Source organism: Ruegeria sp. K11 (genome assembly GCF_056531905.1).
The window spans coordinates 265,888-279,565 of sequence record NZ_JBQFMP010000007.1 but is presented as its reverse complement, the minus strand read 5'-3'; the positions used below and the strand labels follow the sequence as shown (position 1 = coordinate 279,565).

Annotated in this window: 15 protein-coding genes and 1 pseudogene; 11 read left to right on the top strand and 5 right to left on the bottom strand. The window is 58.2% G+C overall.

Annotated features, from left to right (window positions below; translation table 11 throughout):
- Positions 1–271 precede the first annotated feature (271 nt).
- Together ACR0K4_RS13545 and ACR0K4_RS13540 are read left to right on the top strand one after the other, a co-directional pair.
- Positions 272–1,237 (top strand): aldo/keto reductase, encoded by a 966-nt coding sequence (locus tag ACR0K4_RS13545; protein ID WP_480854390.1) that lies wholly within the window; start codon positions 272–274, stop codon positions 1,235–1,237.
- A gap of 111 nt (positions 1,238–1,348) precedes the next feature.
- On the top strand, positions 1,349–1,627 hold the full coding sequence (locus ACR0K4_RS13540) for a hypothetical protein (protein WP_480854389.1): 279 nt from the start codon (positions 1,349–1,351) through the stop codon (positions 1,625–1,627).
- Between the two features lie 114 nt (positions 1,628–1,741).
- Here the strand turns inward: ACR0K4_RS13540 and ACR0K4_RS13535 are convergent, their stop codons facing one another.
- The 5 genes and pseudogenes from ACR0K4_RS13535 to ACR0K4_RS13515 form a co-directional block, all read right to left on the bottom strand.
- The gene (locus ACR0K4_RS13535) at positions 1,742–2,122 is read right to left on the bottom strand and encodes a hypothetical protein (RefSeq protein ID WP_480854388.1); all 381 of its coding nucleotides are present in this window, start codon (positions 2,120–2,122) and stop codon (positions 1,742–1,744) included.
- An 8-nt stretch (positions 2,123–2,130) separates the two neighbouring features.
- On the bottom strand, positions 2,131–3,396 hold the full coding sequence (locus ACR0K4_RS13530; RefSeq protein WP_480854386.1) for a class II D-tagatose-bisphosphate aldolase non-catalytic subunit: 1,266 nt from the start codon (positions 3,394–3,396) through the stop codon (positions 2,131–2,133).
- 15 nt (positions 3,397–3,411) lie between these two features.
- Positions 3,412–4,335, bottom strand: a pseudogene (locus ACR0K4_RS13525) (ROK family protein).
- Positions 4,328–5,326 (bottom strand): AgaS family sugar isomerase, encoded by a 999-nt coding sequence (locus ACR0K4_RS13520; RefSeq protein ID WP_480854385.1) that lies wholly within the window; start codon positions 5,324–5,326, stop codon positions 4,328–4,330. The pseudogene ACR0K4_RS13525 and the gene ACR0K4_RS13520 overlap by 8 nt, the downstream one beginning before the upstream one ends.
- 3 nt (positions 5,327–5,329) lie before the next feature.
- On the bottom strand, positions 5,330–6,208 hold the full coding sequence (locus ACR0K4_RS13515; RefSeq protein ID WP_480854384.1) for a DeoR/GlpR family DNA-binding transcription regulator: 879 nt from the start codon (positions 6,206–6,208) through the stop codon (positions 5,330–5,332).
- A gap of 271 nt (positions 6,209–6,479) precedes the next feature.
- Here ACR0K4_RS13515 and ACR0K4_RS13510 point away from each other — a divergent pair, with 271 nt between their 5' ends.
- The 9 genes from ACR0K4_RS13510 to ACR0K4_RS13470 all read left to right on the top strand — a co-directional run bounded on the left by ACR0K4_RS13510 (position 6,480) and on the right by ACR0K4_RS13470 (position 13,669).
- Complete coding sequence (locus tag ACR0K4_RS13510; RefSeq protein ID WP_480854383.1) at positions 6,480–6,890, top strand: hypothetical protein; 411 nt, start codon at positions 6,480–6,482, stop codon at positions 6,888–6,890.
- 9 nt (positions 6,891–6,899) lie between these two features.
- A complete protein-coding gene (locus ACR0K4_RS13505; protein WP_480854395.1) occupies positions 6,900–7,448 on the top strand; it encodes an extracellular solute-binding protein in 549 nt (182 codons plus the stop codon).
- Positions 7,449–7,508: 60 nt separating this feature from the next.
- Complete coding sequence (locus tag ACR0K4_RS13500; RefSeq protein WP_480854382.1) at positions 7,509–8,042, top strand: carbohydrate ABC transporter permease; 534 nt, start codon at positions 7,509–7,511, stop codon at positions 8,040–8,042.
- 81 nt (positions 8,043–8,123) lie between these two features.
- Complete coding sequence (locus tag ACR0K4_RS13495) at positions 8,124–8,372, top strand: hypothetical protein (protein WP_480854381.1); 249 nt, start codon at positions 8,124–8,126, stop codon at positions 8,370–8,372.
- Between the two features lie 391 nt (positions 8,373–8,763).
- Positions 8,764–9,453, top strand: a complete 690-nt coding sequence (locus ACR0K4_RS13490) for a FadR/GntR family transcriptional regulator (RefSeq protein WP_480854380.1) — start codon at positions 8,764–8,766, stop codon at positions 9,451–9,453.
- The gene (locus ACR0K4_RS13485) at positions 9,446–10,597 is read left to right on the top strand and encodes an aminotransferase class I/II-fold pyridoxal phosphate-dependent enzyme (RefSeq protein ID WP_480854379.1); all 1,152 of its coding nucleotides are present in this window, start codon (positions 9,446–9,448) and stop codon (positions 10,595–10,597) included. Before ACR0K4_RS13490 ends, ACR0K4_RS13485 begins: the two co-directional genes overlap by 8 nt.
- Before the next feature lie 41 nt (positions 10,598–10,638).
- Positions 10,639–11,898 carry an ABC transporter substrate-binding protein gene (locus ACR0K4_RS13480; RefSeq protein ID WP_480854377.1) on the top strand — a complete coding sequence of 420 codons (1,260 nt, stop codon included), beginning with the start codon at positions 10,639–10,641 and terminating at the stop codon, positions 11,896–11,898.
- Positions 11,895–12,830: a carbohydrate ABC transporter permease gene (locus ACR0K4_RS13475; protein WP_480534408.1), complete on the top strand. Its 936-nt coding sequence runs from the start codon at positions 11,895–11,897 to the stop codon at positions 12,828–12,830. The genes ACR0K4_RS13480 and ACR0K4_RS13475 overlap by 4 nt, the downstream gene beginning before the upstream one ends.
- On the top strand, positions 12,830–13,669 hold the full coding sequence (locus ACR0K4_RS13470; protein ID WP_480534405.1) for a carbohydrate ABC transporter permease: 840 nt from the start codon (positions 12,830–12,832) through the stop codon (positions 13,667–13,669). Before ACR0K4_RS13475 ends, ACR0K4_RS13470 begins: the two co-directional genes overlap by 1 nt.
- The last annotated feature ends 9 nt before the right edge of the window (positions 13,670–13,678 follow it).

The following is a 13,678-nucleotide window of genomic DNA, read 5'->3' as shown; positions in this document are numbered from 1 at the left end:
CCGGATTCTCAATCGAGATGAAACCCGAAAGTATCAGAGATTTCCGTTTCCTGTCGAAACTGGCAGCGGAATAAACCCAGCCGCCTGAGCAAAAAAACAGTTGGGTGGTCAAATCACTATCTGGTCGGCGCGGGAGTTGACCTGGCGCATGTCGTTCCAGCGGATGGCCTCGCGCTCCTCATCGAAATCCTGCCTGCTGAGGTCACTTACCCTGCGTTCGCCCAACCTTCCTTACCGGTTTTGACAGCCCACCAACTTTGTGGAGTTCATGATGAAAACCAACCCAGTCGGACAAACTGACCTGCATGTCACCGAGTTGTCATTTGGCTGCGCGAGCATCGGCAATCTGTACCGCGAGGTTGCCGACGCCGAGGCGCAGGATGTTCTGGCCGCCGCATGGGATGCCGGCATTCGCTACTTTGACACCGCCCCTCACTATGGCCGGGGCCTGTCCGAACAGCGGCTGGGTCAGTTTTTGTCCTCCAAACCCCGGTCGAACTATGTGATCTCGACCAAGGTGGGGCGGGTGCTGTCGCCGGGTCTGCCCATGGCCGAGGCGGATGGGTTCATCAATCCGCTACCGAACGCTGTGCGCTATGACTATTCGGGGGATGGAATCGAAGCGTCGCTGGAAGGCAGTCTGGAACGGTTGCAAACAACGTTTTCCGACATTGTTTTTGTCCACGACATCGGCACCTATACCCACAATGAAAACAACGTAGCCCAGATGGAAGCTTTTCTGGGCAGTGGGTATGAGCGGTTGGTGAAGCTGAAAGAACAAGGGCGCATCAGGGCCTTTGGTCTGGGTGTGAACGAGAATGAAATCTGTCTCGATATTATGCGTCACGGCCCGATTGATGTCATTCTGCTTGCCGGTCGTCTGACTCTTCTGGACCGCTCGGCTGAAGCAGAGCTGACGGCACAATGCCGCGCGCAAGGCACAAGCCTCGTGCTGGGCGGAGTCTTGAATTCCGGCATTCTTGCCACTGGTCCGGTCGATGGGGCGACCTATGACTATCTGCCCGCGTCGCCCGAGATATTGGACCGTGTCAGAGTGTTGCAAGACAAAGCGAACGGCATGGGTTTGTCCCTTGCAACCGCAGCGTTAATGTTCGCGAAATCCCACCCACTTGCATCGTCGGTTTTGATCGGAACGGCAAAACCATCCAGCCTGAGGCGGAATCTTCAAGCGATGGCCGAACCGGTTCCCGACGCCTTCCATGGCTCGTTCGGATAACGGCAGACGGGCCTTGCAGCCTCTGTTGGGTACAGGCTAGCACACAGGATGCGCCGGTCTTCGAATGGCAAACGCTGGCACAAAACTCTGGAATTTAATTATTGTAGACACATGCTGAAATATGCCCTGTTATTCTCTGCTTTGAGCGGGGCTGCCGCTTGTGCGGACAATCCCGATCAGGCCACGGAGACTCTGCCGTGGCCCGAAGCTGTCGATCTGATCGATAGCGGTGAGGTGACTGCGGACTTGCAGGCACATAGCCGTCTGGTGACCCTCAGGCTAAAGGACGGGTCAACCCGAACCACGATCGAACCCGAGATCGACGACCTTTTTCGTGTGATCCGGGCATGTGGCAGCCCCTGCGAGACTATTGCGCTGGCATCCGAGTAGCTGATCGAAGCGGGCTCTTTTGCATTGAAGAAGTTTGTGCTGCATGGGAACGAAGCTGTGCCCGCGCTTCCCCATTCTAAAGAAAGTCAATTAAAGCCATTTGATCCCGATGCTTTATCTGGAACGGGCGCAGACAACATGCATGGGAATGTATCCCAAGCTGTTCAAACGGTGGCCCACGATGCCAGGACAGGTCAGGCGCATCATGTCTAATGCGTTTGCCGTGGCCATGCGCGCGGCTTCTGCGATGTCTGTTCCGACGTGATTGATCATCCGAGCAACCGGGTCTGACAGGGTGATATGCGCTCCGGCCGGAGATCCCTGCACGTCGAACAGGCCCGGCGTGACCACCGCATCTATCTGTGCGACCGGCACATCCGAAGGGATCGCACCAAGCGCCAAGATGTCCACCACAACATCGCCCTCGCAGGCCAATGCGGTATTGCTCAGCAGGTTTTGTCCGTCGAACAGAGCTTTTGGAAGGACGTAGCGCATTCGAAGTCTCAGAAGAAATAGGGGCGCAGGGCCTGCTGAATTTGCGCAAGGACCAGCGCGTCGGCCCAGCCCTCTTCCTCGTTTTGCAGCGAGCGTGCCGTGGCAATGACCTGAGGCGAAAAACATTGTTTCAGCGCCGGATCAGGGGGGCAGTCCGGGCCGAGCGCCAAGAACAAAGCGGACACGGCCTTCTGCGCCTTTGGATCGGGCCAGTAATATCGGATGCGGTCAGCATAACCGAAATGCCGCTGCAGGCGCAGATCGGATGCGGTCCCGACATAGTGCTTCTGCCAATGCCCGGGCTGGTCCAGCATGATCTGCTCCATCTGGGTCATCAAGTCCGAGACGTCCTGTCCCAGCAACCCGCGCAGATGATCCAGTGCATAGAGGGCCTGACGATAAGCAAAAGTCAGGGCGGGCCCAACTTTCAGAACGCTGAAATTCCGGTTGGCGAGGTCCGGATAGACCTCGGGATGCTGATAATCCGTTGAATGAGCTTCGAAACAGATATGCGGTGTATCCGAGAGCGCCTGTGACAAGTGATCCGGCGCGTTGCGGTCAAAATGGTCGATATGGGTCGGGGCGAATTCCAGACCCGGCTGCACCACCAGCCCGATGACGCGTGGCCATGCCTGCGCCACGCCCACGGCATCAAATGCTGTCTGATGGATTTGCAGCGTTTTACGGGCGTGCGCCGGATCGGTGGGGGTGATGCTTTGGCCTTCTTCATCCGCCCGGGCCCCGCCGGGCGGCGGCACTTCGGTGCCGATCACATAACTGAGTTGGTCAGGGTCGGGCGCTACGGTCTCACAAATCGCGGCCAAATGGGCGGCACGTTGCGCCGAAGTCTGATCATCAACCTGCGCGGGTTCGCCTGCGCAACCTTCGGAACAATCGAGGTGGATTTTGGTAAACCCGGCTTGCACGTAAGCGCGCATCAGGTCTTTGGCTTTGGCCATGGCACTATCCGCAGGCTCATCGCGCCAGGCTTGCGGACCGAGATGGTCGCCGCCGAAATGGATCAGACCAAGATCTGTGCCGAGCTTGTCGGCGAGCCCGGTCACAAAGGAGATGAAATCGGCGGGTTTCATTCCGGTATAGCCACCGAACTGATTGACCTGATTGCTGGTTGCCTCGATCAGAACCGGGCGTTGCATCTCTTGTGCCATCATCAATGACGCGTGCAGAACGTCCGGTTGGGCCGAGCAGACCGATGGGATAGCGATAGGCTCACCCGCCCGGTTGCGCGCGTTCAAATCGGCAAAGAAACTCATGATTTCAGTCCTGTGTCAGGCTTCGGGGCGGACAAGCAGCGCTGCGCCGCGCGTTCCGCTGCTGTCGCCGAATTTCGGTTTGAGGATATTGGGTGCGCGCAGGCCCGGCAGGGCAGCACTGGACAACGCGTGGGCCAGGTCAAGCTCCAGCCCCTCAACCTTGCTGAGGCCGCCACCCAGCACGATGCAATCCGGGTCGATATGCAGTTGCAGACTGTGCAGAAGCTCTCCGGCGAAGCGGAGCCAAACTTCGAATACATGGCTGGCGCCCGTATCGCCTTGCGCCGTGGCCGCCAGAATTTCGGGTGCGGTCAGGCTTATGCCGGTGAGTTCAGCAGCCAGTCGCGCCAACCCGGTGCCCGACAAGTAGGTCTCATAGCAGCCTTGGCGGCCGCACCCACAGGGCAAAATCGGCAGGTTATACTGCGCCACAAGTGGGGCGGGAAGGGCGATGTGACCGACTTCACCCGCCAGCACATTCGGCCCCGGCAGCAATGCGCCGTCGACAACAACACCGCCGCCAAGACCGGTGCCGATGATCAGGCCGAATACCGTGTGTTGCCCTTCCCCCGCGCCACCAACCGCCTCGGACAAGGCAAAGCACTTGCAATCATTGGCCAGACGGATGATCCCACGACTCCGCGTCTGCAAATCTGCCCCTAACGGTTTTCCGTTAGCTGGCAGGTTGGCAGTGATCGAATGCCCCGTCATCGGATCGATCAGGCGCGGAATCCCGATGCCAACGGGCAGGGCAGGTTACCCGGATTCAGCCCTCAGCCACGTGATTTCGTTGGTCAGCGCCTCCAGCAGATCGACATAGCGTTGCTGCGGCGTGGATATGCGGCGCGAGGCGAGGGGCACAAGGTTGCCGTCGAACAGGGTCGCTTCGATCTTGGTGCCGCCCAGATCAATGCCACCGCAGGCAGCAGCATCAGACATAGAGGCGGACATGGCTGACCACGCGGCTGAGATTGCCGCCTTCGAATGGGTTATCCACGTTTAGACCGAGCGACTTCGACCATGCGACGGCCAACATCTGCGCGACCATCACATAGAGCGCGGTGTTCCAGACATCGGGCAGGCCCGTCGATAGGCTTAGATCGGGCGTTTCGCCGTGAGTGGGATCGCCAATGCTGATGGTGGTGGTGGCGTCATCGGTGATGGCCTTGGGGCCATGGCGAAACCCAAGCGTGCTGTCCCACGTGGTCACCACTTGACCGGCGGCAAGCTCCAACACTTTCAGGGCAGATTCACGGGCCGTGCCCAGATACGGCCCCGAGCCGAGAAAAACCGCACGCTTCGGGCGCGGCAAGTCGGGGGCGTTCTGCAACAGGTCGCGGGCTGCGCAAGACAGTTTGCCAATATTGTCGGAAATGTCCGCCCCCGAGGTCCCGGACAGGCAGGCCAGCGCTGTCAGCAGCATGGTGGTATAGCTGGAGGTCATCGCGAAACCCTGATCGTGGCAGTCATCGGGCAGTACGATTGCCTTTTGCTGTCCAGATCTGGGATGGGTGCGCGTGGCCAGCGCGCTGGTGGCGTTGCAGGTGATGTTCAGCCGGTCCGCCGCCGGGCAAATCCGATCGAGCAAGTCCAGCGTACCCAGCGTCTCGGAACTGTTGCCGGATCGGCCAAATGACATCACCAGCGGACGCAGCCCGGGTTTCAGATAATCCGCCGGGCGCGCGACAAGATCAGTCGACGGGACATTGCGCACTGATATATTGTGCAACAACCCATCAAGTTGAACGGCCAGCGCATCAGCAATAAAGGCCGAGGTCCCGGCTCCGGTCAGCCATATCACATCCGGTCTGCGCGTCGCGATCCAGTCCGAGATCTCCACAGCAATTTCGGGCAAAACGTCGGCCCAGTTCTCCCAGATACTCGGTTGTGCGGCGATTTCCGTTTCCGTCGCCCAGGTCGTGATGGTCATAAATTAGGTCCGTTCGATCAGGGGTGGCCAGGTGGTTTCAGGCAATTCGGCAAGATGGAGTTCGACATTCATGCTTCGCAGTTTCTGTTGCATCTGAACGGGCATCGTCGCGTCTGAGACGATGACATCCACCTTGGACAGGTCGCAAATGCGATGGAGTTGGGTTGTGCCGAACTTGCTGGCGTCGGCCAACACGATAGCCCGGCGGCTGGCACGGATCATGGCGCGGTTCAGGTGCGCTTCTTCCTCGCTGAAGGTGGACAGGCCAAGGGCCGGATCCACCCGGTCCGCGCCCAAAAGAACGGTGTCAAACGACATGGCTTCTAGAGTGGTTTCGACCAGACGGCCGCTTAGCGACATGGCGTTCTGGCGCAACATGCCGCCGGTCAGCATCAACTGATGTTGGGGGCAATTGTGCAGCGCAAGCATCAGATTTACGCCCGTTGTCATCAACACCTTTGGCGCAGCGTGCCGCAGATGTTCGCCGATAAATTGCACTGTCGACCCGGAATCAAGCAATATCGAGTGATCTTTGGAGATCAAATCGGCGGCAAGCGCGGCAACGGCGCGTTTGGCTCGTTTGTTGACAACTTCCTTGTCCTGAATGGTCGGTTCAAGTTCAGCGCTGTTGCTTCGTTCCTGAGTGGCCAGAGCCATCGCAATTGCAATGCGCAGGTCGGGCAGACCCTTGAAGCCGTAGCGGCGGCCGAATCGGATCAGGCTGGGTTCACTGACGCCAATGGTCGCGGACAATTCACGCAGGGGTCGGCGGATGAACTGGGTCGGGTTGGCCAGAAGAAACTCGGCCACGTTTCGCAAGGCTCGCGACAGTTCCGGCAGGTCACTTTCGATCTGCTTCAGGAAGTCTGCATTCTCAGTCAAATGGAAACCCGTTCCTTACGTTGTTATATAAGTAAAGCTACAATAATGGAAGTCACAAGGAAACCATCTTCCTAATTAGTTAAAATATGGATGCGCAAAACTCTAGAAATGATGTAAAACTACATTAGAGATCCTAAAGTCCGATTCGATAACGCCGCCTGTGATGATGCCTTGAGGGGCGAATTCTTGTGTCTCACATCAAACTTTCTGGTTTGTGCCTGCTCGCCAGTCTGACTGCCAGCGCGGCTTTTGCCAAAACCGACATCACCTATTGGTCGGTCTGGTCGCGGCTGAATCCCCCGATGGAGGCACCGTGGGTGCCGCGATCTACCCAGCGTTGCTGGCCAATATCGAACTGAACGGCTCGGTCGGGCAGATGCCTTATGCCTTCTATACGTACCAGATATTCTACACCGCAGCCCAACTGCGTGATGCCGGTGTGGCCGGGACCCCCTCCACCTGGGCGCAATATGTGGACGCGATGAAGGCGGTTCAGGCCAACGGTGTGAACGCGATCGCGGTGGAAAGCGATATCGCATTCTACAACATCAACTGGTTCAACTATCTGCTGGCGCGTATCGCGGCCCCCGATTTCGTGCTGAAAGCGGACGAAGACAAGACCGGCGAGACATGGCGCGACCCCGCCGTGCGTCAGGCGCTGGAGCTTGAGGCCGCCTTGTGAGGCGATGGCCTGATTCCCGAGGAAAGCGAGTGTTATCAGTGGCCTGCCGGTCAGCAGACTCTGGCGTTCGGCGACACCGCGACCGAACTGGTCGGCTCGTGGCTGCCCATCGAACTGGCCGATCAGGTGGAAGAGGGCTTTGAATGGGGTGCGATGAACTTCCCCATGGTCGAAGGCGGCAAGGGTGACGTGAACGACACCATCATCTATGCGGTCAGCTTTGCCATCCCCGAAGGCGCCGAAGATGCCGAGGCTGCGCAGGACTTCATCAAATTCGCACTCAGCAAATCGGCGCAGCAGAAGATGGCGGATGACGCGCTGATCGGTGTGGCCAATGCCTCGGTCGAATGGGCTGACGTGATCGCGGACAGCCGCGAGGCGGTGGCCAATGCGACCAGCCTGCTGTCCGAGAATCTGGGTCTCAAGGTTGCCTATGCGGATTATTCCAGCAACATCTATGAGGCGATGCACAACAAGGTGTTCCTGGGTCAGATCACCGTTGATGAGTTCATTGACGGCATGGTCGAGCAGACCAAAGGCTATTGGGAAAACCGCTGATTTCAGCATCTGACCGGCCCTGACACCGGGGCCGGTCGATCAAAGGACAGGGTGGAGCACATGATCGGCAAGAGACTTATCGGGTTCTTCGTAGCGCCCGCTCTGATCGTTTATCTTTGCTTTTTCCTGATCCCTACCGGCTTTACTTTCTATTTCAGCTTGTTCGAATGGTCGGGTTTCGGGACCGAGGCCAAGTTCATCGGCCTTGGCAACTATCGCCGCCTCTGGAACGATCCGACATTCTGGCTGAGTTTCCGCAACTCGCTGGCCTTGCTGTTTGTCGGCGGGTTCTTCGTCTTCTTTCTTGCGTTCCTCTACACCATCCTGATCAGTTCGGGCATCTGGGGCAAAAAGCTGTTCCGACTGGAGCTCTTCCTGCCCAACGTCGTCTCGGTTGTCGCTCTGTCGGCCATGCGGGCCCATATCGACAACCCGCGCTATGGGCTGCTGAATTCATCGCTCAAGGCCGTTGGTCTGGATGAAATGGGCCGCACGCTCTGCACGTCGCCCGACAATATCTTCTGGGCGATGCTGGCCGCTGGTCTGGGTGTTCACCGGGTTCTTCCTGATCCTGCTGCTGGCGGGCGTCGATAAAATCCCGCCCGATATGTAAGAGGCCGCCGATTTGGAAGACGCAAGTTCTGGTACATCCCCTTGCCGATGATTTGGGGCGTGATGACCATTTCCCTTGTCGTCTGGATCATCAATGGGGTGAAGATGTTCAAGTTTCTCTTGACCTTCCCCTTCGGCTTTCTGCAAGTGCCTGAGCAGCTTTATACTCTGGGGATCTACCTTTGCATCATGGGCTTTGGTCAGCGCGACCCGATCTATCAGCTGGGTTATGCGACAGCGATCTGCAGTGTAATGTTGGTGCTTGCCTTCTCGCTGATCCTTCTTGTGCGCCGCGACCACCTGGAGATCTGAGCCATGACCGTCCTGCGCCGCCTGCCTGCTTACACCGCCATTTGGCTTGGCTCGCCTTCACCGTCGCCGCCGTCCTTTGGGTGGTGATGAGCGCATTCAAATCCAAGCCTGAGGTGCCGCGATCCGGCCTCAAACCCCTGCGGAACTGCGCTGGTCTTCGATGAGGATGGCCTGACTCTCTACGCTTGATACGACGCATGGAGGTCTGGTAATGCGTTGAAAAAAATACTATTTTAAAATGAAAATAATGTCCGACAAAATACTTGTTTTTGTCGGACATTATATGCAACGCTGAACATACCCTCGGAATCGGAGCGTACGATCAGTGTCTCAGGCCCCCGGTCTTTCTCAATCTCGGACATCGAAACCGCTTGGTGCGTGGTTGCAGAAATTGCCCCCAAAAAGCACCAGTAAGGATGTGATTGACGCGCTCTCGCGCATGATCGAGGCGAACGGGCTGACGGTAGGAGACAAACTGCCGACCGAGGTTGAGATTGCACAACAACTTGGCATCAGCCGCGCCAAGGTGCGTGAGGCGCTGACCTCGTGGCAGAATATGGGCATCGTGGTGCGCAACAAGAAGGCAGGCACCCGTCTGGCCGCCGAAGTTGCATCGAACTCAATCCACCTACCCGTTTCAGTCAAACTCGAAGCCGAAAGCCTGCTGCGGACCCATGCTGTGCGCCGCCCTCTTGAAATCGAAACCGTCCGGCTGGCCGCGTGTCTTGCAAGCGAACAGCAAAAACGCATCATCATGGCGCGGGTAATGGAGTTGATGGCCACATACGAGGCCGCGGAAGATTGGCGCGGCGCGGATCGCAGGTTTCATGACACGCTGCACGAAGCATCCGGCAATCCTCTGTTCGGCCAATTGATCCACCAGATTCAGCAGGGGTTTAATGAGGTTTATGAGGCACCGTTTGGGCAGCCTCATCTTGGTCAGGCCAGCATCCCGCTGCACCTGCCGCTGGCCGAAGCCGTCATCGCAGGCAACGCTGAAGGCGCGGGGCAGTTGATGGACGAGATTCTTTCGCTGGTCGAAGCGGAAATACGCCAGGTGATGGAGCATCACGATGTCTGACGCCCGAGATCTCGCCACGCTTTTGGCCGCAGTATCGGATGACGGGCAGGGGGCCGTAACTCCGCCCATCGTTCAGACATCGCTGTTCACTTTCGACAACTACAAAGCCTTCGAGGACAGGATGGCCGGTTTGTCGGACACCGCGCTTTATACCCGCGTACAGAACCCGACCGTTGCTGCCTTTGAACAGCTGATGGCGCAGGCCGAGGGCGGAGAGGCCGCCGTTGGCTTTGCTTCGGGCATGGCCGCGATTTCTTCATCCCTGCTGGCCTTTATCAAACCCGGCGACCGGATCGCCTGTGTCGAACATGTCTACCCGGACACCTATCGGTTCATGGAGCGCATGCTGCGACCCATGGGGGTTCAGATCGACTACTACCCCGTGGATCGGTTCGAGAATGACGCCGACCTGCTGAAGGGTGTCACGCTGGCCTATCTGGAAAGCCCCAGCTCGGTCATCTTTACCCCGATGGATCTACGCCGCGTCAGCGAACATGCCGGGCGGCATGGGGTGCTGACCATGATCGACAATTCCTGGGCCAGCCCGGTGTTTCAAAACCCGATCTCTCTGGGGATCGGTATCGTTATCCACTCAGCCTCGAAATATATCTCGGGGCACTCGGACACGGTTGCGGGCGTTGTTGTGTCCTCCCTGGACAACATCGCCCGCATCCGTGATCTGACCCTGCCGCTGCTCGGGGCCAAGCTGGCCCCGTTCGAGGCGTTTCTGCTGACCCGGGGCTTGCGGACCCTGACCGCCCGGATGCGCCAGCACGAGGCGACCGCGAATACCTTTGTCGACCGGCTGTCAGCCTTGCCGCAGGTCACTGCCATTCACTCACCCGGGGCCAACACCGTACCGGGTCTGAAAGGTCGCTCGGGCCTGATGTCACTGGAGTTTGACGACAGCGTCGACATCCCCGCCTTTTCCGATGCGCTGTCGATCTTCCGGCTTGGTGTCAGTTGGGGCGGCTATGAAAGCCTGATCCTGCCTGCCCGTGTCGGGCTGGCGCAGGCGGGGGAACAAAATTCAATGCAGAAATTCGGGGTTTCACCAAACCTCGTGCGCCTCAGCCTTGGGCTGGAGGACGTTGACGATCTTTGGGCAGATTTCGAGCGGGCGCTCGCAATAAGCACCGTCTAAGCGGGCATTCACAACAGTTCTTTCATGGAGGGAAACAGAAAATGAAACGCATACTGACAGGGCTGACCCTGGCGGCCACTCTGATGGGATCGGCGGCCTTTGCCGAGACCAAGCTGAAGCTGGTCGAGGTGATCACCAGCCCGGAACGGACCGAGGTTCTGCAGGGCCTCGTGGACAATTTCGAAGCCGCAAACGAAGGCGTCACCGTTGAGATAGTGTCTCTGCCATGGGGCAGCGCGTTTGAAAAGCTGGCCACGATGGTTGCCGGTGGCGACATTCCGGACGTGGTCGAAATGCCCGACACATGGCAGGCGCTTTATGCCGGGTCGGACCAGTTGGTCAGCCTCAAGGACTATGTGGCCGATTGGGAACATGGCGGCACGCTGACCGACAAGACCGTGGCGATGGGGTCGCAGGCCGGGGACCTCTATATGATCCCTTACGGCTTCTACCTGCGGGCCATGTTCTACAACAAGAAACTGTTGGCTGAGGCTGGTGTCGACAGCCCTCCGGGCACGATGGAAGAGTTCATGGCGGCTTCAGCTGCGGTGTCCGAGCTTGATGGCAAATATGGTTACTGCCTGCGCGGTGGTCCCGGCGGCACGAACGGCTGGATCATGTTCAGCGCGGTCATGAACGGAACCAACGAGTTCTTCACCGAAGACGGCAAAAGCCGCATCAATGAACCGGGCTCGGTCGAAGGTCTTCAATTCATGATCGACCTGTACCAAAAGGGCTATGCCCCCAAGGACAGCGTCAGCTGGGGCTTTAACGAGATCGTGGCCGGTTTCTATTCGGGCACTTGCGCCTTCCTCGATCAGGACCCGGACGCGTTGATCGCCATCGCCGAACGGATGCCAGCCGAGGATTTTGCGGTGATCCCGATGCCCGTCGGCCCATCGGGCAAGGCCTTCCCGACCATCGGGTTCGCAGGCTGGTCTGTGTTCAAGGCCACCGAGCATGAGAAAGAAGCGTTTGATCTGGTCGCGGCCCTGTCCTCACCCGATGCCAACGCCACATGGGCAAAGCGCGTCGGTGTGATTCCGATCCACAAAGGCGCGGATCAGGATCCCCACTTCAAAACCGAGCAGTTCAAAGGCTGGTTCGAGGAATTGAACGGCGCGCAGTACGAGCCCACCACCATGCCCACCTATCTGGAGCAATGGGGTTACTTCGCCAGCACCGTTCTGCTGGAATCCTCTCAGGAAGCCTTGCTGGGTCAACGCGCCGCACAGGACGTCGCGGATGAGTGGGCCGAGATGCTGACCGACGAGTATGCGAAGTGGAAAGCCGGTCAATGACCGCGCGTCTGCAAAAAACTGTTGTGCCCGGGAAAGCCCGGGCGCGACGCTCGCTCTACCTGCAATATCTGGTCGAGCCGTTTTTCTACCTATCCCCGGCGCTGATCCTGATCGGAGCCGTTATGATGGTGCCGCTGATCATCGGCATTTCCTATTCGTTTCAATCCATCGAACTGTTGAACCCCTTCAAGACCGGCTGGGTCGGGTTCGAGAACTATCTTGACCTCTGGGGGGATCGTAAGTTCTGGATTGCCCTCGAAAACACGTTTTTCTGGACGTTCTGGTCCATCACCTTTCAGTTCCTTCTGGGCCTGGGTCTGGCCCTGCTGCTGAACACAGACTTCTTCGGCAAACGCCTGTTTCAGGCTTTGGTCTTTCTGCCCTGGGCTGTACCTACCTTCCTGTCGGCGCTGACATGGGCCTGGTTGTTCAACCCGGTGATCGGCCCGTTGCCGCACTGGCTGGCCGCATTGGGTGTATTGTCAGAGCCGTTCAACATCCTCGGCGATCCGAACCTCGCCATGTGGGGCCCGATTACCGCGAATATCTGGTTCGGAGTGCCCTTCTTCGCCATCACCCTGCTGGCCGCGCTGCAATCTATCCCCTCCGAACTCTATGAGGCGGCCGAGATCGACGGCGCGTCGCCATGGCAGATTTTCACCAAAATCACCCTTCCATTTCTGGCCCCGATGATCGCCATCACCGTGATGCTGCGCACGATCTGGATCGCCAACTTTGCCGATCTCATCTTTGTCATGACCGGCGGAGGCCCCGCCAATTCGACGCAAATCCTGTCGACCTACATCTTCACCACCGCCTTCCGAAAGCTGGATTTCGGTTACGCCTCGACCATCGCCGTGGCACTGTTGTTCATCCTGCTGATCTATGCCGTGATCCTGCTCTGGCTGCGCAAAAAGCTGGTTAAGATCTGATGTCCGCCATACGTCGCAACCCGGCCCTGATCGTCGGAAAATACGCTGCCCTTGCGTTCTACCTGCTCTTTGCATTGTTCCCGCTCTATTGGCTGGTCAAGATCGCGATCACACCGGATGCGCTGATCTTCTCCGAAGGCACACGCATGTTCCCAAGTGCGGCGACCTTCGAGAACTTTACGACCGTTCTGTTCCAGACCGATTTCTTGGCCTATTTCCGCAATTCTCTGATCGTCTCGCTGGGTACGGCCTTTGTCACTACACTGATCGCCGCAGGCGCAGGCTACGCGTTCTCGCGCTTTGTGTTTGCGGGCAAACGGATCATCATCGCGGTGATGCTGATCACCCAGATGTTCCCGCTGCTGATGATCATCGCACCGATCTACAAGATCGTCGCTGATCTGGGCCTGCTCAATTCGCTGACCAGCCTGATCATCGTCTACACCGCCTTCAACATCCCCTTCGCAACCTTCCTGATGCAATCCTTTTTTGACGGCATCCCGACCGATCTTGAGGATGCCGCGATGATGGACGGTTGTTCGCGGTTTCAGGCACTGCGGCTGGTAGTGTTTCCCCTGACCCTCCCCGGGCTGGGCGCGACATTGGGCTTTGTCTTCACCGCGGCATGGTCAGAACTGCTGTTCGCGCTCATGCTGATCTCGAAGAACGACGCAATGACCTTCCCAGTGGGGCTGCTGACCTTCGTGTCCAAGTTCTCGGTCGATTGGGGGCAGATGATGGCGGCGGGCGTTCTCGCGCTGATCCCTAGCTGTTTGTTCTTCATCTTCATTCAACGCTATCTCGTGCAGGGGCTCACCTCTGGCGCGGTAAAAGGATAGGAGGCCGCA

Excerpts from the sequence above, each read along its gene's own strand:
- ACR0K4_RS13495 (WP_480854381.1), top strand. The coding sequence starts at position 8,124 with ATGACCATTTCCCTTGTCGTCTGGATCATCAATGGGGTGAAGATGTTC.
- ACR0K4_RS13540 (WP_480854389.1), top strand. The coding sequence starts at position 1,349 with ATGCTGAAATATGCCCTGTTATTCTCTGCTTTGAGCGGGGCTGCCGCT.
- ACR0K4_RS13475 (WP_480534408.1), top strand. The coding sequence starts at position 11,895 with ATGACCGCGCGTCTGCAAAAAACTGTTGTGCCCGGGAAAGCCCGGGCG.
- ACR0K4_RS13520 (WP_480854385.1), bottom strand. The coding sequence starts at position 5,326 with ATGACCATCACGACCTGGGCGACGGAAACGGAAATCGCCGCACAACCG.
- ACR0K4_RS13480 (WP_480854377.1), top strand. The coding sequence starts at position 10,639 with ATGAAACGCATACTGACAGGGCTGACCCTGGCGGCCACTCTGATGGGA.
- ACR0K4_RS13530 (WP_480854386.1), bottom strand. The coding sequence starts at position 3,396 with ATGAGTTTCTTTGCCGATTTGAACGCGCGCAACCGGGCGGGTGAGCCT.
- ACR0K4_RS13500 (WP_480854382.1), top strand. The coding sequence starts at position 7,509 with ATGATCGGCAAGAGACTTATCGGGTTCTTCGTAGCGCCCGCTCTGATC.
- ACR0K4_RS13470 (WP_480534405.1), top strand. The coding sequence starts at position 12,830 with ATGTCCGCCATACGTCGCAACCCGGCCCTGATCGTCGGAAAATACGCT.
- ACR0K4_RS13545 (WP_480854390.1), top strand. The coding sequence starts at position 272 with ATGAAAACCAACCCAGTCGGACAAACTGACCTGCATGTCACCGAGTTG.
- ACR0K4_RS13535 (WP_480854388.1), bottom strand. The coding sequence starts at position 2,122 with ATGCGCTACGTCCTTCCAAAAGCTCTGTTCGACGGACAAAACCTGCTG.
- ACR0K4_RS13485 (WP_480854379.1), top strand. The coding sequence starts at position 9,446 with ATGTCTGACGCCCGAGATCTCGCCACGCTTTTGGCCGCAGTATCGGAT.